General features: G+C 63.8%; 21 protein-coding genes and 2 tRNA genes. 12 read left to right on the top strand and 11 right to left on the bottom strand.

All coding sequences use genetic code 11. The features are described from left to right. Positions 1 to 7: 7 nt before the first annotated feature. On the bottom strand, positions 8 to 958 hold the full coding sequence (locus NCR38_RS03515) for a YicC/YloC family endoribonuclease (protein WP_061118849.1): 951 nt from the start codon (positions 956 to 958) through the stop codon (positions 8 to 10). A gap of 243 nt (positions 959 to 1,201) precedes the next feature. Here NCR38_RS03515 and rph point away from each other — a divergent pair, with 243 nt between their 5' ends. The 6 genes from rph to NCR38_RS03485 all read left to right on the top strand — a co-directional run bounded on the left by rph (position 1,202) and on the right by NCR38_RS03485 (position 5,934). Next, complete coding sequence (rph, locus tag NCR38_RS03510; protein ID WP_061118848.1) at positions 1,202 to 1,960, top strand: ribonuclease PH; 759 nt, start codon at positions 1,202 to 1,204, stop codon at positions 1,958 to 1,960. Then, positions 1,953 to 2,570, top strand: coding sequence for an RdgB/HAM1 family non-canonical purine NTP pyrophosphatase (gene rdgB / locus NCR38_RS03505; RefSeq protein ID WP_061118847.1), 618 nt, complete (start codon positions 1,953 to 1,955; stop codon positions 2,568 to 2,570). Before rph ends, rdgB begins: the two co-directional genes overlap by 8 nt. After that, on the top strand, positions 2,567 to 3,790 hold the full coding sequence (gene hemW / locus NCR38_RS03500) for a radical SAM family heme chaperone HemW (RefSeq protein WP_061118846.1): 1,224 nt from the start codon (positions 2,567 to 2,569) through the stop codon (positions 3,788 to 3,790). The genes rdgB and hemW overlap by 4 nt, the downstream gene beginning before the upstream one ends. Before the next feature lie 11 nt (positions 3,791 to 3,801). Continuing rightward, complete coding sequence (locus NCR38_RS03495; RefSeq protein ID WP_250476450.1) at positions 3,802 to 5,010, top strand: MFS transporter; 1,209 nt, start codon at positions 3,802 to 3,804, stop codon at positions 5,008 to 5,010. 45 nt (positions 5,011 to 5,055) lie between these two features. After that, positions 5,056 to 5,145, top strand: a tRNA-Ser gene (locus tag NCR38_RS03490). Positions 5,146 to 5,634: 489 nt separating this feature from the next. Continuing rightward, the gene (locus NCR38_RS03485) at positions 5,635 to 5,934 is read left to right on the top strand and encodes a hypothetical protein (protein ID WP_250476425.1); all 300 of its coding nucleotides are present in this window, start codon (positions 5,635 to 5,637) and stop codon (positions 5,932 to 5,934) included. Between the two features lie 24 nt (positions 5,935 to 5,958). Here NCR38_RS03485 and NCR38_RS03480 read toward each other — a convergent pair whose 3' ends face one another. Both NCR38_RS03480 and NCR38_RS03475 read right to left on the bottom strand, forming a co-directional pair. Continuing rightward, positions 5,959 to 6,129, bottom strand: a complete 171-nt coding sequence (locus NCR38_RS03480; protein ID WP_250476424.1) for a hypothetical protein — start codon at positions 6,127 to 6,129, stop codon at positions 5,959 to 5,961. Between the two features lie 77 nt (positions 6,130 to 6,206). Next, positions 6,207 to 6,365, bottom strand: a complete 159-nt coding sequence (locus tag NCR38_RS03475) for a hypothetical protein (RefSeq protein ID WP_250476423.1) — start codon at positions 6,363 to 6,365, stop codon at positions 6,207 to 6,209. Positions 6,366 to 6,505: 140 nt separating this feature from the next. On the opposite strand from NCR38_RS03475, the gene NCR38_RS03470 reads away from it, so the two are divergent. Together NCR38_RS03470 and NCR38_RS03465 are read left to right on the top strand one after the other, a co-directional pair. After that, the gene (locus NCR38_RS03470; protein WP_250476422.1) at positions 6,506 to 6,985 is read left to right on the top strand and encodes a TonB family protein; all 480 of its coding nucleotides are present in this window, start codon (positions 6,506 to 6,508) and stop codon (positions 6,983 to 6,985) included. A 301-nt stretch (positions 6,986 to 7,286) separates the two neighbouring features. Next, on the top strand, positions 7,287 to 8,591 hold the full coding sequence (locus NCR38_RS03465) for an MFS transporter (protein ID WP_250476421.1): 1,305 nt from the start codon (positions 7,287 to 7,289) through the stop codon (positions 8,589 to 8,591). A 19-nt stretch (positions 8,592 to 8,610) separates the two neighbouring features. Here the strand turns inward: NCR38_RS03465 and NCR38_RS03460 are convergent, their stop codons facing one another. After that, positions 8,611 to 9,795 (bottom strand): OpgC domain-containing protein, encoded by a 1,185-nt coding sequence (locus tag NCR38_RS03460; protein WP_061118915.1) that lies wholly within the window; start codon positions 9,793 to 9,795, stop codon positions 8,611 to 8,613. 261 nt (positions 9,796 to 10,056) lie between these two features. Between NCR38_RS03460 and NCR38_RS03455 the strand changes: the two genes are divergently transcribed. Then, on the top strand, positions 10,057 to 10,236 hold the full coding sequence (locus tag NCR38_RS03455) for a hypothetical protein (protein ID WP_061118914.1): 180 nt from the start codon (positions 10,057 to 10,059) through the stop codon (positions 10,234 to 10,236). Between the two features lie 292 nt (positions 10,237 to 10,528). Then, a complete protein-coding gene (locus NCR38_RS03450; protein WP_250476420.1) occupies positions 10,529 to 11,875 on the top strand; it encodes a chloride channel protein in 1,347 nt (448 codons plus the stop codon). Positions 11,876 to 12,009: 134 nt separating this feature from the next. Here NCR38_RS03450 and NCR38_RS03445 read toward each other — a convergent pair whose 3' ends face one another. Beyond that, positions 12,010 to 12,321: a YXWGXW repeat-containing protein gene (locus tag NCR38_RS03445; RefSeq protein WP_061118841.1), complete on the bottom strand. Its 312-nt coding sequence runs from the start codon at positions 12,319 to 12,321 to the stop codon at positions 12,010 to 12,012. On the opposite strand from NCR38_RS03445, the gene NCR38_RS03440 reads away from it, so the two are divergent. Continuing rightward, a complete protein-coding gene (locus tag NCR38_RS03440; protein WP_143756352.1) occupies positions 12,320 to 12,595 on the top strand; it encodes a hypothetical protein in 276 nt (91 codons plus the stop codon). The two genes, NCR38_RS03445 and NCR38_RS03440, sit on opposite strands and share 2 nt — an antisense overlap. Positions 12,596 to 12,629: 34 nt before the next feature. Here the strand turns inward: NCR38_RS03440 and minE are convergent, their stop codons facing one another. The 5 genes from minE to map form a co-directional block, all read right to left on the bottom strand. After that, a complete protein-coding gene (gene minE / locus NCR38_RS03435; RefSeq protein ID WP_006999197.1) occupies positions 12,630 to 12,884 on the bottom strand; it encodes a cell division topological specificity factor MinE in 255 nt (84 codons plus the stop codon). A gap of 9 nt (positions 12,885 to 12,893) precedes the next feature. Continuing rightward, a complete protein-coding gene (gene minD, locus NCR38_RS03430) occupies positions 12,894 to 13,709 on the bottom strand; it encodes a septum site-determining protein MinD (RefSeq protein WP_035505288.1) in 816 nt (271 codons plus the stop codon). A gap of 87 nt (positions 13,710 to 13,796) precedes the next feature. Continuing rightward, a complete protein-coding gene (gene minC, locus NCR38_RS03425) occupies positions 13,797 to 14,582 on the bottom strand; it encodes a septum site-determining protein MinC (RefSeq protein ID WP_061118839.1) in 786 nt (261 codons plus the stop codon). A 143-nt stretch (positions 14,583 to 14,725) separates the two neighbouring features. Further along, positions 14,726 to 15,250: a GNAT family N-acetyltransferase gene (locus tag NCR38_RS03420; protein ID WP_061118838.1), complete on the bottom strand. Its 525-nt coding sequence runs from the start codon at positions 15,248 to 15,250 to the stop codon at positions 14,726 to 14,728. Positions 15,251 to 15,408: 158 nt separating this feature from the next. Then, complete coding sequence (map, locus tag NCR38_RS03415) at positions 15,409 to 16,191, bottom strand: type I methionyl aminopeptidase (RefSeq protein ID WP_061118837.1); 783 nt, start codon at positions 16,189 to 16,191, stop codon at positions 15,409 to 15,411. A gap of 247 nt (positions 16,192 to 16,438) precedes the next feature. Between map and NCR38_RS03410 the strand changes: the two genes are divergently transcribed. Continuing rightward, a complete protein-coding gene (locus tag NCR38_RS03410; protein WP_061118836.1) occupies positions 16,439 to 16,789 on the top strand; it encodes a hypothetical protein in 351 nt (116 codons plus the stop codon). 107 nt (positions 16,790 to 16,896) lie between these two features. Here the strand turns inward: NCR38_RS03410 and NCR38_RS03405 are convergent. Next, positions 16,897 to 16,987, bottom strand: a tRNA-Ser gene (locus NCR38_RS03405). Between the last annotated feature and the right edge of the window lie 49 nt (positions 16,988 to 17,036).

The following is a 17,036-nucleotide window of genomic DNA, read 5'->3' as shown; positions in this document are numbered from 1 at the left end:
TGTTGCGTTACTCCAGATTCTGTACTTGCTCGCGCATCTGCTCGATGAGCAGCTTGAGCGTCATCGATGCATCCGCGAGTTCCTTCGCGGCCGCCTTCGAGCCGAGCGTGTTCGCTTCGCGGTTCAGCTCCTGCATCATGAAGTCGAGCCGCTTGCCGACCTTGCCGCCCTTTTGCAGCACGTGGCGCGTCTCGGCAAGGTGCGCCGTGAGACGCTGCAACTCTTCCGCGATGTCGATGCGGATGCCGTACATGGTCACTTCCTGGCGGATGCGTTCGGCGATTTCCTCGCGCGGCACGCTCGTCGCGACCGTTGCGCCGCCTTCGGTGGTCGCGATACCGAGCGCGTCCTGCAGGCGCTCGACGATCTTCTGCTGATGCTTCGCGATGAGTTCCGGCACGAGCGGCGTGATGCGCGCGACGATCGCTTCCATCTCCGTCACGTTGTCGATGAGCACCTTACCGAGGGCCGCGCCTTCACGCGCGCGAACTTCGATGAGATCGGCAATTGCCTGCTTGCCGCACGCGAGCACCGCTTCGCGCAGCGTGTCCTGCGACACCGCGCTTTCCGCGAGCACGCCGGGCCAGCGCAGGATTTCGCCGGTGCGCATGCGCTCGGCGTCGTGAAAGACGTCGAGCACGGCACGCTCGAGCGTGGCGAGCTGCGTGAGCGCCTCGCGATTCAGCGCGCCCGCATTCGCGGTCTGCTCGACACGATTCAGGTTGATGCGGATATCGACCTTGCCGCGCGAGAGCTTCGTCATCAGCATTTCGCGCAGTTGCGGTTCGGTTGCGCGCACGTCTTCGGGCATGCGGAAGTTCAGGTCGAGAAAGCGCGAATTCACCGTGCGCAATTCCACCGATACACCGACGCCCGAACCGCCTGCGCCATTGGGTCCCGCGCCATCCGCGACGACTTCGCGTGTCGCGCTGGCATAGCCTGTCATGCTGTAGATCATGGTACGTCTCGCGATTGAGAGCCTTCGTTGCGAAGGCCTGTCTGATACGAGCGCCCGGCGCGCTCGAAGTGCTTTGGGATTGGCACGCGTCTGGCCGCCGGGCGAGGAATCCGCATTATCCCATTTTTGATGCGAAGCCCGCCCGGACGGCACGTCCAGCGCCGTGACGCGCGCGCAACGCCGGCAAGTGAATAACGATAAAATCGCTGGGTTCGCTGGTTCCACTCTCTTCTTTCGATACCCATGACCGACTCTCCCCTGCTCAAGCCTTCTCCCCCGCGTCCGAGCGGCCGCCGCGGGAACCAGTTGCGCGACGTGCGCATCACGCGCAATTACACGAGGCACGCGGAAGGCTCGGTGCTCGTCGAATTCGGCGATACCAAGGTGATCTGCACCGCGAGCGTCGCCGAGCGCGTGCCCGAGTTTCTGCGCGGCCGCGAGCAAGGCTGGCTGACCGCCGAATACGGCATGCTGCCGCGCGCGACGCACACGCGCAGCGACCGCGAAGCCGCGCGCGGCAAGCAGACGGGCCGCACGCAGGAAATCCAGCGCCTGATCGGGCGCGCGCTGCGCTCGGTGTTCGACCTGAACGCGCTCGGCGCACGCACGCTGCATATCGATTGCGACGTGATCCAGGCCGATGGCGGCACGCGCACGGCGAGCATCACGGGCGCGTTCGTCGCCGCGCACGACGCAGTCGGCAAACTTCTCGCGGCGGGCAAGATCACGAAGACGCCGGTCAAGGACTTCGTCGCGGCGATTTCGGTCGGCATCTTCGAAGGCTCGCCCGTGCTCGATCTCGACTACGAAGAAGACTCCCAGTGCGACACCGACATGAACGTCGTGATGACGGGCGCGGGCGGTTTCGTCGAAGTGCAGGGCACGGCGGAGGGCGCGCCCTTCACGCGTGAGGAGATGAATGAACTGATCGCGCTCGCCGACAGTGGCATCCGCGCGCTGATCCTGAAGCAGAAGGAAGCGTTGGGGATTCAAGGTGTCTGACGCACAGGGTCTCGGCCGCGTAGTGCTCGCGTCGAACAATGCGGGCAAGCTGCGCGAACTCGCATCGCTGCTGGATGCGGCGGGCATCGAACTGATCGCGCAAGGCGAACTCGGCGTGCCCGAAGCGCCCGAGCCGCACGTGACCTTTGTCGAGAATGCGCTCGCGAAGGCGCGGCACGCATCGAAGCTCACCGGCCTGCCCGCGCTCGCCGACGATTCCGGCTTGTGCGTGCGCGCGCTGAACGGCGCGCCGGGAGTGTATTCGGCGCGCTATGCGTCGATGAGCGGCGGCGCGAAGAGCGATGCGGCAAACAACGCGCGCCTCGTCGCCGATCTCGCCGGGCAAGCCGATCGCCGCGCGTACTACTTCTGCGTGCTCGTGCTCGTGCGTCACGCGGACGATCCCGAGCCGCTCATCGCGGAAGGCCGCTGGCATGGCGAAGTGATCGACGTCCCGCGCGGTGCAAACGGCTTCGGCTACGATCCGCACTTCTTTTTGCCGACGCTCGACGCGAGCGCCGCCGAGCTCGATCCGGCGCGCAAGAACGCGCTGAGCCATCGCGCGCTCGCGCTGCGCGACCTGCTGCAACGACTGAAGGAACTTGCGTGAGCGCCGGACCGAAGACAATCAACGTGGTGCAGGCTTTCACGTCGCCGGGAAGCGTTCGGCTGACGTCGTTGCCGCCGCTCTCGCTGTACGTGCATTTCCCGTGGTGCGTGCGCAAGTGCCCCTATTGCGACTTCAACTCGCATGAATGGAAGGACGGCACGTTCCCCGAGGAACGTTATCTCGACGCCTTGCGCGCCGATCTCGAAAGCGCGTTGCCGCTCGTGTGGGGACGGCAGGTGCATACGATCTTCATCGGTGGCGGCACGCCGTCGCTGTTGTCGGCCAAAGGTCTCGACCGGCTGCTCTCCGACGCGCGCGCGCTGCTGCCCGTCGATGCCGACGCCGAGATCACGCTCGAAGCCAATCCCGGCACGTTCGAAGCCGCGAAATTCGCGTCGTTCCGTGCGAGCGGCGTGAATCGTCTGTCGATCGGCATCCAGAGCTTCAACGAAGCGCATCTTAAGGCGCTCGGCCGCATCCACGACGCGATGCAGGCGCGCAAAGCCGTCGAGATCGCCGCGAAGCACTTCGACAACTTCAATCTCGATCTGATGTTCGCGCTGCCGCAGCAATCGCTCGACGAATGCAGGCATGACATCGACACGGCCATTTCCTTCGCGCCGCCGCATCTGTCGCTGTATCACCTGACGATGGAGCCGAACACGCTCTTCGCCAAATACCCGCCCGCCCTGCCCGACGACGACGCCTCCGCCGACATGCAGGACTGGATACACGAGCGCACGCGTGAAGCCGGTTACGCGCGCTACGAAGTGTCGGCGTATGCGAAGCCGCATCGCCAGAGCAGGCACAACCTGAATTACTGGCGCTTCGGGGACTATCTCGGCATCGGCGCGGGCGCGCATACGAAGCTGTCGTTTCCGTCGAAGATCCTGCGTCAGGCGCGCTTCAAGCATCCGGCGACGTATATGGATCAAGCGCTTTCGCCCGGCGAAACCGCCATTCAGGAAGAACGCGACGTCGGCCCGCGCGATCTGCCGTTCGAATTCATGCTGAATACGCTGCGCCTCGTCGAGGGCTTTCCGGTGCATGCGTTCGTCGAGCGCACGGGCCTGGCGCTGTCCGCGATCGAGCCGGCGCTCGTCGAAGCGGAGCGGCGCGGGCTCATCACGCGCGACATCGAGCGCATTGCGCCAACCGAGCTCGGCCAGCGCTTTCTCAACGATCTGCAGGAGCTGTTCTTGAAGGATCCGCAAAATTGAGCGCGCCGACGATGGCGCAGGACTCGGTAATGCGGCATCGTCCGTTCGCGCTCTTCTGGACCGCGCGGGTGATGTCGTCGGTCGCGTTTCAGATGATGTCGGTCGCGATCGGATGGCAGGTCTATTCGATCACGCATAGCGCTTATGCGCTCGGTCTCGTCGGCCTTGCGCAATTCCTGCCGATGTTCGTACTGACGCTCGTCGTCGGGCACGTCGCGGATCGTTACGACAGGCGCACGATCGCGTACGTGTGCCAATCGATCGAGGGCATCGCCGCGCTCGTGCTGTGTCTCGGCGCATGGCACGGCTGGCACGATGTCGCGCCGATCTACGCAATCGCTGCGATCACCGGCGCGGCGCGCGCGTTCGAATCGCCGTCGATGGCCGCGCTCTTGCCGAATCTCGTCGCGCGCAATCAGTTGCAGCATGCGAGCGCGTGGTCGACCTCCGCGAACCAGACCGCGCAGATCCTCGGCCCCGCGATGGGCGGCGTGCTCTATGGGCTGGGCGCGCTGACCGTGTACGGCGCGGTGACGGTCGCGTTTCTCGTCGCGGCGTGCGCGGTGGGCGCGATCAAAATCGACGAAGCGGTGCGCATGCGCGCGCCGTTGTCGCTGGAGGCGCTCTTTTCCGGCATCGGCTTCATTCGCGGCAAGCCGGTGATTCTGGGCGCGCTGTCGCTCGATCTCTTCGCGGTGCTGCTCGGCGGCGCGACCGCACTGCTGCCGGTGTACGCGCATGACATCCTGCACACCGGGCCGTGGGGACTCGGTATTCTGCGCGCCGCGCCCGCGGTCGGCGCGCTCGCCGGATCGATCTGGCTCGCGCATTTTCCGTTGCGACAGCGCGCGGGCAATGCGCTGTTCGGCGGCGTGATCGCGTTCGGCATCGCGACCATCGTGTTCGGGCTGTCGCGCAACATCTATGTGTCGCTCGTCGCGCTCGCGGCGCTGGGGGCATCGGATGTAATCAGCGTCGTCGTGCGCATGTCGCTCGTGCAGTTGCAGACGCCCGATGAAATGCGCGGGCGCGTCGGCGCGATCAATTCGCTGTTCATCGGAACGTCGAATCAGCTCGGAGAGTTCGAATCGGGGATGACGGCGGGATTGTTCGGTGCGGTGCCCGCGGTGCTGATCGGCGGAATCGGCACGATCGTCGTCGCGATGGTCTGGATGCGCCTTTTCCCCGCGCTCAAGGCGACGAAATCGCTCGAAGGATGAGCGTTTCTCCACGACGATGACTTGCGCTACAATACGCGCCTTGCTGGAGGTGTGGCCGAGCGGTTTAAGGCACCGGTCTTGAAAACCGGCGAAGGAGCGATCCTTCCGTGAGTTCGAATCTCACCGCCTCCGCCAAAAACGAAAGAAAGCCTCGTAAGTTCAAACGCTTACGGGGCTTTGTTGTTTCTGGAGGTACTCGGGGAAATCAGATTGAGTTATCGGACGGCCGTCGGTGCCAATTTCTATGGCTGCAACGCGGTTCCCCCTCGCAGCGCTGTGGTGAAAGCGCAAGTACCTCGCTGCATTCGTTCGTTTCGACATCCTTATGGTTAGCAGGAAGCCGCCACCGCGTTGCGTTGAAATTCAGACGATACGCGTAGCCCACGCGCCGCGCGCCACGTATCTTCGCCCTTCCTCCTTCCCGAGTCTCCCCATCTCGGTCGAAGGGGGCCCTCAATGGGTAAGCTGGACTTGGGCCTCGCAGCAAGCGAGGCCTTTTTTTGCTCTTCCAGCAAGCCCAATCACGCGCTTGGCAAAAAATCGATGTGAACACAATGGCCCGCACGCCATCTAACCGCCTCGTCGATAACAACGCGGAGAACCCCCATGAAGCCAGGCCGCATCATGCCGATCCTCTTCGGCTGCGTCGTCGCCGCAAGCCTGCCGGCGCATGCCCAGCCCCAACCGAACGCGCAATGGCGCGCGACCGAGGCAACGCTCTTCGACCTGATCCAGAACGGGTATGGAATCGTCGCAGTGACGAGCGTGGCCGCGCGCAACTCCGGGCTCTTTGAAGACACGTACGTGCTTCAGAAAAACAATAGCCTCTATCGCTGCGTGGAAACGCGCGCGGCAGAGACGGGAACGACCCGTTCCACCGCGCCGGTGCGCTGCGCCGAGCTCGTCAAACCCTACACAGACTGACGATGAGACCGTCAACGACGCGCATCAATTGTCGTCGGACCTGACCGGCGGACGAACGTGTGGAACCGGCTCCGCCTTGGCCGCATCCGGCTTGGGCGCGGCACGTTTCGATTCACTCTTCGAATGTGCGGCCGTGGCCGGTTGCTGCTGCCGCGCGGGCGCGCCCGACGGTGCCGGATGGTTCTTGCGTGACATGGCATCCTCCCGTTAGCGGGGATATCCCCTATCTACGATAGCACCGCCTCGCCGATGCCGTACACGCGCTGCGCGTCTCAGCCGACCGGCGCCTCGCCCTCGCCCGTCTGCTTGCCCGGCCTGTCGTTCGGGCCTTGCTTGCGGTTTTCATCGTCGCGCTCCGGCAGCTTGCTTTTCTCGTTGTCGCTGTGCTCGGCGGCCTTGCCGTCGTCCGGACTATTCGTTTCGCTGTTCATGGCGCCCTCCTCGAGTGTCGTCGAATGAAATCATCGGCAGCAAGTCGCGCGCCCGAGCGCGCGCTACCGCACGCATTTGTTCCACTTACGGCCTTTGCAGCGACTACCATATAAGTAACGCCAGTTCGTCTTTACCTGCGATGTCCGCGTCACGTTCCTGCTCTATCGCCATTGCGCTCATCGGCGCGTTTGCGATGAGCGCCTGCACGATCACGCCGCCGCCGAGCGTCGTCGCCGCGCGCGCCGCCGCGCCGGCCGTGCCCGTCCTGACGCTCGACGAATACAAGGCACGCATCGCCCAGCGCATCTTCGAGCGTAATCCGTCGCTCGTTCTGAAAGGCGCGCCGCAGGCGATGCTGCGCTCGTTCGTGCTCGTGTCGTTCACGGTGGACCGCGGCGGGCGGCTCGTCGAATCGTCGGTGTATCGCACCAATGGCGACGACGAAGCCGAAGCCACCGCGCTCGCCTCGCTGCGCCGCGCGTCGCCGCTGCCCGCACCGCCCGCGCGTCTTTTGAACGGAAAAGATCAGCTGGAGCTTTTCGAAGGCTGGATGTTCAACGACAACGGCCAGTTCCAGTTGCAAACCTCGCACTCGCCGCAGGCGACGACCATCGATTGATCAGCGCGCACCCCGCACGCTCGTTATAATTTTCGGCACCCCTGCCGGACCGGTTCCGGCGGCCTTCGCCTCGCGCCCATCCCGCGCGCCGCGCGAAGCGCCTGAGCGCAGCCCGACTGCGCCGCGACATTGCGCGTTACTCGTGCGCGCCGTCAAAGCTGGCTTTCCTGCCATCGCATCGCAATCCCTACAAAAAGCTGACTCGCGTCGCGCGACGACATCGCTCGTCATTCCGATCGCTCTCACCCGGCGATGCGCGCGACAATGCTTCGCACCACGGCAACACGACAACGGAGACAACATGGCCTCACCCTCGCTTTCCGCCGCAAAGCCCGGCGACGGTTCCCAAAGCGCTTCTCGCGTTATCTTCGCGAGCTTCATCGGCACCGCGATCGAGTTCTACGACTTCTATGTCTATGCGACCGCCGCCGCGCTCGTCATCGGACCGGTGTTCTTTCCGCACGACTCGCCCGCCGCGCAGGCGCTCTCCGCATTCGTCACGTTCGGCATCGCGTTTTTCGCGCGACCGATCGGCTCGTTCCTGTTCGGTCACTTCGGCGACCGCATCGGCCGCAAATCCACGCTCGTCGCTTCGCTGCTCGTGATGGGCGTCTCGACGACACTCATCGGCTTCGTCCCCGGCTACGATTCGATCGGCAGCCTCGCGCCGATCCTGCTGTGCGTCCTGCGCTTCGGGCAGGGCATCGGCCTCGGCGGCGAATGGGGCGGCGCCGCGCTGCTCGCGACTGAATACGCGCCAAAAGGCAAGCGCGGTCTCTTCGGCATGTTTCCGCAGCTCGGACCGTCGATCGGCTTCCTCGCGTCGAACGGCCTCTTCTTCGGTCTCGCGCTGTCGCTCTCCGATGAGCAGTTCCGCAGTTGGGGCTGGCGCGTGCCGTTCATCGTGAGCGCCGTGCTGGTCGCGCTCGGCCTCTACGTGCGCCTGAAGATCGCGGAGACGCCGGCGTTCCGCGCGGCTGTCGAGCGCGAGGAGCGCGTGAAGGTGCCCGTCGCGACGCTGCTGTCGAGCCATCTCGTGCCGACGCTGCTCGGCGCGTTCGCGATGGTCGTCTGCTACACGCTCTTTTACATCTCGACGGTGTTCTCGCTGTCCTACGGCGTCGCCAAGCTGCATTTCGCGCGCGAGACGTTTCTGGGACTCCTGTGCTTCGCCGTGCTGTTCATGGCGATCGCCACGCCGATTTCCGCAATCGCGAGTGACCGCTTCGGACGCAAGCCTGTGCTGATTGTCGGCTGCCTGCTCGCGATTCTGTCCGGCTTCGCGATGGCCCCGCTCCTCGGCAGCGGCGATACGATCCAGGTCGCGCTCTTCCTCACGATCGAGCTGTTCCTGATGGGCGTCACCTTCGCGCCGATGGGCGCCCTCCTGCCCGAGCTTTTTCCGACGAACGTGCGCTACACGGGCGCCGGCGTCGCGTACAACGTGGGCGGGATTCTGGGTGCGTCGGTCGCGCCGTATATCGCGCAACTGCTCGCCAATCGCGGCGGGCTGACGTGGGTGGGCGGCTATGTGTCGGCCGCCGCGGCGGTGAGCCTCATCGCGGTGCTGTGCATGCGTGAGACGCGCAACATCACGCTCGAATGAGAGTGGGCAACCGGCGCGCCTAGCGATCGCGCTGGTTCGTGACATGGGCAGGCACCGGCCTGCCCTTGATTACCGGAATGCGCGGCGCCGGCCGTTCGACGCCGTTCGCGCGCGCTGCCTTCGCCGCCTTGCGGTCGGCCCAGAAGCGCGCAAGCACGAGCAGACTCGCGATGGCGATGCCATCTGCGATGAGCCCCAGAATCCAGTGCGACGGGTAGCGCCCGAGCCCGAGCACGCCCATTGCGCGCAGTGCCGAATCCAGCACGAGCGATACGCACGTTCCCGCGATGAAGCACACGAGCCCCTGCTGGCCGATCGTCACGATGCCGGGCAACTTGCGCGCGAGTCTGCCGACCCATCCCGAATACACCCCGCGCGCGACGATCCACGCGATCGCCGCAAAGCTCACGATGCGCAGCGTCGCGAGGTTCTGCTTCATGTATCCCGGCGGCGCCTGGGTTTCGAGGAAGAGCTTGAAAAACGCGAACGTCAGCGCGAGGGCAATCGCGCCTGCGGTCAGCCAGCGCGCGGCACGGCCGGCATGAAATGCGTCGCTGATTGGCTGGACGCGCGACAGGATGCCGGTCATGAACATCAGTTGCCAGGCGAACGGGTTGAACGACCACGCTTCGCCGTAGGTACCCGGCAAAAAGCGCAAGAGCGGCATGGCCGCGAGCCACACGAGCAGACTGCCGAACATCGCGATGACCGGCTTTTTCTGCGCGAGCGGAACGATGACCGGGACGGCGAGCGCGAAAACCGAGTACATCGGCAGCACCGCGGAAAGATAAGGCTGCTGACGCAGCAGAGCGATATCGACGGTCAGGCCGAACGGTCTCACGAGGAAGTTCGGCCACTCGGTGTACTGGACCATCGGCGTATCGACCTTCAGCGCCATCAGGAGCGCGCCGCCGATCAGCATCAGAAACGCCGTGAACAGGTACGCGCGATAGATTTCCCAACTGCGTTTGAAAAAGCGTCGGCGCGCGGCTGAATCGCTACGGCGAGTCGCAAGCGCCGTATAAGCCGCCGCCGACGCATAACCCCCAAGAAACACGAAAACTTCTGCGGAATCGCAGAATGCATATTGATGCAGCGTAAAGCGCGAAAGCACGCTTCCCGTTATATGGTCCACCGCGATAATGAGCAGCACGATTCCTCGAAAGAAATCGACTTCGAGAGAACGTGTCGTCGGGGAAGTCATCTGGCGAATGCTCCACGGACTTGCGGTTTCGGCGCCGCCGGGAATGGCGCGGCGCACATACGGGGTTTGTACCTAGGCTGAAAAGAAAATTCCCTGAATCAACGCGTATTTCAAAGTAACACTCGATGGCAGTCGGCAAGCTGGCGGCAAAATGACTTTTTTGTCCGCTTTCCAGTCAATATGCCGCTGCCTATACTCGAGCAACTTCGACAAAAACAGGTCGCGGAAAACAATGCCGCGAGACCAGAACCGGAGGCCGACATGCGCATTCATCTGCAGAGTTCCCACCTCGTCGCGATAATTGCAATCGCACTAATCGCGGCACTGCTGCTCGCGGTGAAGTTTCGTCCGGCGACGTGGCGAGGCATGCTCTTCGAAGCGGTCATCGCGAATGTGGGCGCGCTCCTCGCGGTGCTTGCTTTCGAAGTCCTCACCGCCTGATACCGAGTGCCGGCGTCGCACACCGGACCTACAAATAAATTTCAAGTCGAGTGAACTTTCCACTGCGCGCTTGCTCTGAGCACTTAATGCTGTTCGTGCGGCTCGCTTTCCGGGCTGACCTGACGGCTCTTCTCTCCTCTCCGCTCCTGCTTATGGCGGGAGCGTTTCTTGGGCGCCCGGCGAAAGCCTCGCGCCTGTTCTTTTTTCTGGCCTCCGCAGTACCCTGCGCATCCACCGCTTCGCCGACGGCCATCGCATGATCCGCGTGCTGCGTTCCTTCTCGGCCGTCACCATGCGACGCACACGCAGCCTGTGGCGCCGTTACGGCATCTTCTGGCTCGGTGCGATCCTGGTCGGGCTCGTCGCCGTCTACTACGCCCGGCTGATCGACTGGGGCTTCAGCGTCTTTTCCGCTATCCGCAGTGAGCATGCCTGGCTGCCGCTCGTGATCACGCCCGCCGCCGCGGCGCTCTGCGTCTTCGTCACGCGGCGATTCTTCCGTGGATCCGAAGGCAGCGGCATTCCGCAGGTCATCGCCGTGCTGGACAGCCCGACATCGGCGGCGGGCGGGCGACTGCTCACCTTGCGCATTCTCGTCGCCAAGATCGGCGTCTCGCTCGTCGCGATACTCGGCGGACTGACCATCGGCCGCGAAGGTCCGACTGTGCAGATCGGCGCGGCGCTGATGTTCAACATGCGGCGCTTCTACCCGCGCTCAAATTCGCTGATCGAACGGCAACTCGTGCTCGCGGGCGCGGCGGCCGGCCTGTCGGCGGCATTCAACACGCCGCTCGCCGGCATCGTGTTCGCGATCGAGGAGCTCACGCGCAGCTTCGAAGTTCGCACAAGCGGCGTGCTCATTACGGGCATCATCATCGCGGGTGTCATCGCGCTCGGAGTGAGCGGCAATTACACGTACTTCGGCACGATCCGGGCCGGCGCGCAGTTCCCGAGGTTCTTCGCTGTGGCGGTCGTCGTGACGGGCATCGTCACCGGTATTGCGGGCGGCGTCTTCTGCTGGCTGCTGCTCAACACGAGCAAATGGATTCCCGCGTCGCTGAGACACCTCCATGCGTCGCGGCCGGTCGCGTTCGCGGCGCTCTGCGGCTTCATCATTGCCGTCGTCGGATTGCTGGCCGGCGGCACGACCTTCGGCAGCGGATACGCCGAGGCGCGCGGCCTGCTCGAAGGGCGCGAGCATCTGTCGATGCTCTATCCGCTCCTCAAAATGATCTCGATGATCGGTTCGTACCTGCCCGGCATTCCGGGCGGGATCTTCGCGCCGTCGCTGTCGATCGGCGCGGGTTTCGGCAACGTCCTGCACGTGCTCTTCCCGCAGATGTCCTTGCCCATGCTGATCGCGCTCGCAATGGTCGGCTATCTCGCCGCCGTCACGCAGTCGCCGATCACCGCGTTCGTCATCGTGATGGAGATGATCGACGGCCACGCGCTCGTGATCTCGCTGATGGCGGCGGCGCTGATCTCGAGCCGCATGTCGCGCCTCTTCGCGCCGCCGCTCTACGAAGCGCTGTCGGCGAGATACATGACGCCGCTGGAAAAGCTCGCGCCGTCGCCGGAACTGCCCGAGGGCGGCGAAGCGGCGCCCGCCGGAACGAAGGACGAAGCGCCGCTGAAATAGGCCGTCAATACACGTAGACGTGCGCCGGCCGATACGCGTAAGGATGCGCCGGCACGACGATGCAGCCCGCGAGCGCATCGGCGAGCACGACAGCCATGAGGACGAGCAGGAGCCGCTTCATCTGCGTCCTCCCATCACGCCCAGTGCGCCGGCACCCAGCGATACCGCGCGCCGTGTCCGACCCATTCGCCCGGTACCCATCGATGACCGACACGCTCGGCTTCCCAATGACCGCCGACCCACACGTAGCGGCCATGCTCCCAGTTCCAGTGACCGCGATCCCACACATATCCCGCACGCGCTGGCGGCGCGGCCTCGTAGCGCGGCGCGGGCGGCGCACTCGGCGCAACGATCACGACTTCGGCGGCAGACGCAGCCGTTACGGTGATCGCGCCGGCGACGACCAGCGCGGTTCGGGCGAGCAGCGTGCGGAGGGATGTTTTCATGACGTACCTCTTCTTCGTTCGAGACATTGAGCGCCACATGGCGCGGATCGATGCAACCGGCGACGCAGCGCGCCGCCGATACGCACTCAATGCGCGGGAACGTCAGAAGGAGGACAAAGCGAGCATTACAACGACACCCAATGTGCAACCGAATATTGATGAAAGGCGCGCACTGGTCGAACGAATCGCGCGCGCAAACGATAGCGCGCAAAAACAAAAGCCAGGATCGTCGGATCCTGGCTTTGCTCCTTTCCGCGATGCTCGCGCGGCCTGAGCCGACGCGATGCCGCGCGCGCAAGCGCTACGCGTTACGCCTGCGGAATCTCGATCTTCACTTCCAGCACTTCGAGGTCGTCCTGACGCTCGAGGCTCACTCGAATATCGTCATCGGAAATCTTCACGTACTTCGAAATCACCGCAACGAGTTCTCGTTGCAACGCCGGCAGATAATCGGCGGCGGCTTTGCCACCCGCGCGCTCGTGCGCAATGATCAACTGCAAGCGTTCCTTCGCGACCGAAGCGGACTTTCTTTTCTCGCCCAGCAAAAACGAAAGAATCGACATTGCGTCCCCTTACTTGGTGCCGAAGATGCGTTGCAGCAGACCAGGCTTGTGATAGTCCGTGAAGCGCAGCGCCGTTTCTTCCCCGAGGAAGCGCGACACCACGTCCTTGTACGATTCGGCGACATCCGTGCCATCGAGATGCACGGCCGGCAAGCCCTGGTTCGACGCATGCAGCACCGCTTCCGATTCCGGAATCACGCCGATCAGCTCGATGCGCAGGATTTCCTGAATGTCGGAGAGCGACAGCATTTCGCCCTCGCTGACACGCTTCGGGTTGTAACGCGTGATGAGCAGATGCTCCTTGACGGGCTCCTTTCCTTCGATCGCGCGCTTGGTCTTCGACGACAGGATGCCGAGAATGCGGTCCGAGTCGCGCACGGAAGACACTTCGGGATTCGTCACGATGAGCGCTTCATCGGCGAAGTGCATCGCCATCAGCGCGCCGGATTCGATGCCCGCCGGCGAATCGCAGACGATGTACTCGAAATCCATCTTGATCAGTTCGTTGATGACCTTCTCGACGCCCTCGAGCGTGAGCGCATCCTTGTCGCGCGTCTGCGACGCCGGCAGGATGTAGAGGTTCTCGCACTTCTTGTCCTTGATGAGCGCCTGATGCAGATTGGCTTCGCCCTGAATGACGTTGATCAGGTCGTACACCACGCGGCGTTCGCAACCCATGATGAGGTCGAGATTGCGCAGACCGACGTCGAAGTCGATCACGGCCGTCTTGTGGCCGCGCAATGCGAGCGCCGATGCGAAGCTCGCGCTGGTGGTCGTCTTGCCGACGCCGCCCTTCCCCGAAGTCACCACAATGATTTTTGCCATACAAGTACCTTGTGTTCGTCAATAGGTCCGCTCGCGTTGCTTTCGGGCGCGCGCCGGGGCATCGGGCGCGCGAGTCGATCCAACCCGTCAGGTCAGTCGCAGCGGTTCGATCATGAGTTTTTCTTCGTTCAGCCAGATTTGTACGGCCTTGCTGAGCACGTCGGCCGGCAGCGGGTTTTCAGTCGTCCGATAGATGCCCGCGATGGAGATGAGTTCCGGCTCGAGACAGGTGCAGAAGATCCGCGCCTCGAGATTGCCGTGCACGCCCGCGAGCGCGCGGCCGCGCAACGGCGCATAGATATGGATATTGCCTTCGGCGATCACTTCGGCCCCGTACGACACGAGTCCGAGCACGATGAGATCGCCCTTCGCGTAGACCTGCTGGCCCGAGCGCAGCGGCCGGTCGATGATGGTCGCGGGTGCGGGCAGCGACGCGGGCGCCGGCTCCTTCGCGACGGCCGCCTCGATCACCGCAGCGGCTTCGGTGTTCGGCTTCGCCTCGTCGACCGAAGGCTTCGGCGCGCCGCGCCGGTCGCGCGCTTCGAGAATCGGCAGGCCGCCTTCGTTCGCCCATTGAATCGCCCACGTCTGCGCGGGAAGCGCGACGATGCCGATCGGACGCATGCGCACGCTCTTCAGCAGCGTCTCGAGCGCGGCGAGCGACACGCGCTCGCCTTCGCCGCCCTTCGCGGAATCAGCGAGACGACGCACGTCGATTGCGACGACATCGCCTGCGAAGAATTCGGGAGTTGCTTCGAAGCGCCGCGTGAGTTCGTTACGCAGGGCATCGAGGTCGGAAGTCTTGACGACGAAGAGAAGCGTGTCGACGGAGCCGCTGCGCAGTTCGAAGAAGGGCGTTTTGTTGAGCGACATAGGAACGGCCAAAAATTTTGCGTATTTTACAGGCGTTGTCGCACACGGCCATAATTTTTAGGACCGATTTCAGCTATCGAAAACGAGAAGTGTGTGCCACGCGGGCACGCGAGAAGCGATGACAGAGCGAGAACTAACGGGAGTTAGGCGTGCTCTTCGGGGTGCATGTGGCGCACGAAGAGCGACTCGGCTTCTTCTTCGTGAGACGGCATTGCGCGACGATCGCCGGTGGGGCCAAAACCGAGACGCTCATAGAAGCGCACCGCGGTGCGATTCTCCTCGGAGATCCACGCATGCACCTCGGCGACGCCCTGTCCGACGAGCCACTGCGACGCGACGTTCACGAGCAACTCGCCGCCGCGCAGATGCCGCACAGCCGGCGCCACCCACAGCGCGTTCACGAACGCGCGCGCGCTCGGCGCCTCTTCGATGTACGCGTGCACGAGACCGCAGGGATGACCTTCGGTGTAGAGCAGAAACGTCGCGAGTCGGGGCGAATTCGCATGCAGCGCCGCGGTATCGTCGAACAACGACGGGTCGACGAGCAGCGCGTCTTCCAGCGTTTCGCCGAATGCATACGGCGCTTCACGCAGCGATGCCGTGCGAAGCTCGCGCAAAACCGATCCTTGGTGCGCACCGATGCGGCTGACGGTCAATGAGGGACTCATGCGGGCTATTTCTCTCTGGCTCTCTGGCTGATGCGCTAACGGCTCTGTCGGCCGGTGCGGCGCTCGTGCCATGGACATAGCTTCAACCGAACGGGCGACCCCGTCAATTCCTAAATCCTGGAAAGTGCTTTACAGCGCACACGATAAGGCGACCGCGCTCATGGCGTCGCATAGCTTCCCGTGCCGTCCGGCCACGGCGTAAGCAGTTCGAAGCCGTCGTCGGTGACGGCGACCATGTGCTCCCATTGCGCGGAAAGCGAGCGATCTTTGGTCGTCACGGTCCAGCCGTCGCGCGACTGCTGCGTGGCGGCGCGGCCGGCGTTGATCATCGGTTCGATGGTGAAGACGAGTCCCGGCTTCAGGCGCATGCCCGCGCCGCGCTGGCCGTAATGCAGCACCTGCGGGTCCTCGTGATACACCCGGCCGATGCCGTGGCCGCAATACTCGCGCACCACGGAAAAGCCCTCGCGATGCGCGACGCTCTGAATCGCGAAGCCGACATCGCCGAGCGTCGCGCCCGGGCGCACTTCGCGCATGCCGGCAACCATCGCTTCGTAGGTCGTTTCCGTGAGACGGCGTGCTTCGGCGCTCGGGGTGCCGGCGTAGTACATGCGGCTCGTGTCGCCGTAGTAGCCATCCTTGATGATCGCGACATCGATGTTGATGATGTCGCCGTCTTTCAGTTCTTTCGGCCCGGGAATGCCGTGGCACACGACGTGATTCACCGAGGTGCAGACCGTCTTGGGAAAGCCCATATAGCCGACGTTGGCAGGAATGGCCTTCAATTCGTCGACGATGAAGCGATTGCAGATGGCGTCGAGTTCGTCGGTGGTGACGCCCGGGCGGACGTGTTCGGCGATCATCGCGAGGACTTCGGCGGCCATGCGGCCGGAGATGCGCAACTTTTCGATGTCGGCGGGTGTCTTGAGCGTGATGGCCATTGAGCAATGCGATGGGTTCGTGCCGCCTCGCGCGCATGTTTTAACCGGTGTTCGAGGCGGGCGGCGCGCGAGGACAATGGGCCCGATGATAGCACTCCCGCGTAGGGCCGCTGCTTGGAAAGCCCCATGGGCACTGCATCTGTGGGCTTCGAGCGCGCGTTTTGCGATGCGCCGCGATCGTCGCTCGGCCTTGTGATGAAAGCGCGTTTGTGTTTTAGTGGCCCGATTTCGAACCTGTCGGAGCGTTATGAACCTGTCTCGATTTGCGCTGATTTCCGTTCTGTCGTCGGGCATCGCCGCCCTCGCCGCCTGCAGTTCGACGAGCGGTCCCGAACTGCGCGCGTCGAAGCCCGTGATACACGTTTCGTCGGCGCGGCCTGCCTCGGATATATCGAATTGCTTGCAACGCATGATTCCGTCCGCGCAAACGCGGCTCGATCAAGGCACGACGGAGTTGCTGGTCGGCTCCAATGCGTGGCTGGTGACGCTGACGCCTTCGGCTTATGGATCGATCGTGAAGGTGCAGCAGTCGTCCAGTGACGATGGCGGAGTGCCCGAGCCGGAGCTGCGGTTCGATATCGCGCGATGTACGACTTGAGGTGAACCGAGCAAGCCGTTCCGTCAACCGGAGCGGCGCTTCTTCGCGGAAGCGGCAGTCCAAAATCAAAACCCCGCAGTCTTGCGACTTGCGGGGTTTTTGTGTCTTGGCGGAGAGGGTGGGATTCGAACCCACGGTACGGGAAAACCGTACGCCTGATTTCGAGTCAGGTACATTCGACCACTCTGCCACCTCTCCGTCTACCAACCGCGTTTTACTTCGATCGGCCCTCGCTGAGCGGGTCGTT

Source organism: Caballeronia sp. INML1 (genome assembly GCF_023631085.1).
GTDB classification, from domain to species: Bacteria; Pseudomonadota; Gammaproteobacteria; order Burkholderiales; family Burkholderiaceae; genus Caballeronia; species Caballeronia turbans.
Note: the sequence above shows the minus strand (reverse complement) of the source record. Positions and strands in the feature narration are given on the sequence as shown.

Excerpts from the sequence above, each read along its gene's own strand:
- NCR38_RS03450 (WP_250476420.1), top strand. The coding sequence starts at position 10,529 with ATGCGACGCACACGCAGCCTGTGGCGCCGTTACGGCATCTTCTGGCTC.
- minD (WP_035505288.1), bottom strand. The coding sequence starts at position 13,709 with ATGGCAAAAATCATTGTGGTGACTTCGGGGAAGGGCGGCGTCGGCAAG.
- map (WP_061118837.1), bottom strand. The coding sequence starts at position 16,191 with ATGGCCATCACGCTCAAGACACCCGCCGACATCGAAAAGTTGCGCATC.
- NCR38_RS03475 (WP_250476423.1), bottom strand. The coding sequence starts at position 6,365 with ATGAACAGCGAAACGAATAGTCCGGACGACGGCAAGGCCGCCGAGCAC.
- minC (WP_061118839.1), bottom strand. The coding sequence starts at position 14,582 with ATGTCGCTCAACAAAACGCCCTTCTTCGAACTGCGCAGCGGCTCCGTC.
- minE (WP_006999197.1), bottom strand. The coding sequence starts at position 12,884 with ATGTCGATTCTTTCGTTTTTGCTGGGCGAGAAAAGAAAGTCCGCTTCG.
- NCR38_RS03465 (WP_250476421.1), top strand. The coding sequence starts at position 7,287 with ATGGCCTCACCCTCGCTTTCCGCCGCAAAGCCCGGCGACGGTTCCCAA.
- NCR38_RS03460 (WP_061118915.1), bottom strand. The coding sequence starts at position 9,795 with ATGACTTCCCCGACGACACGTTCTCTCGAAGTCGATTTCTTTCGAGGA.
- NCR38_RS03410 (WP_061118836.1), top strand. The coding sequence starts at position 16,439 with ATGAACCTGTCTCGATTTGCGCTGATTTCCGTTCTGTCGTCGGGCATC.
- NCR38_RS03440 (WP_143756352.1), top strand. The coding sequence starts at position 12,320 with ATGACGTACCTCTTCTTCGTTCGAGACATTGAGCGCCACATGGCGCGG.
- NCR38_RS03445 (WP_061118841.1), bottom strand. The coding sequence starts at position 12,321 with ATGAAAACATCCCTCCGCACGCTGCTCGCCCGAACCGCGCTGGTCGTC.
- NCR38_RS03485 (WP_250476425.1), top strand. The coding sequence starts at position 5,635 with ATGCCGATCCTCTTCGGCTGCGTCGTCGCCGCAAGCCTGCCGGCGCAT.
- NCR38_RS03515 (WP_061118849.1), bottom strand. The coding sequence starts at position 958 with ATGATCTACAGCATGACAGGCTATGCCAGCGCGACACGCGAAGTCGTC.
- NCR38_RS03495 (WP_250476450.1), top strand. The coding sequence starts at position 3,802 with ATGGCGCAGGACTCGGTAATGCGGCATCGTCCGTTCGCGCTCTTCTGG.
- NCR38_RS03470 (WP_250476422.1), top strand. The coding sequence starts at position 6,506 with ATGTCCGCGTCACGTTCCTGCTCTATCGCCATTGCGCTCATCGGCGCG.
- NCR38_RS03420 (WP_061118838.1), bottom strand. The coding sequence starts at position 15,250 with ATGAGTCCCTCATTGACCGTCAGCCGCATCGGTGCGCACCAAGGATCG.
- NCR38_RS03480 (WP_250476424.1), bottom strand. The coding sequence starts at position 6,129 with ATGTCACGCAAGAACCATCCGGCACCGTCGGGCGCGCCCGCGCGGCAG.
- rph (WP_061118848.1), top strand. The coding sequence starts at position 1,202 with ATGACCGACTCTCCCCTGCTCAAGCCTTCTCCCCCGCGTCCGAGCGGC.
- NCR38_RS03455 (WP_061118914.1), top strand. The coding sequence starts at position 10,057 with ATGCGCATTCATCTGCAGAGTTCCCACCTCGTCGCGATAATTGCAATC.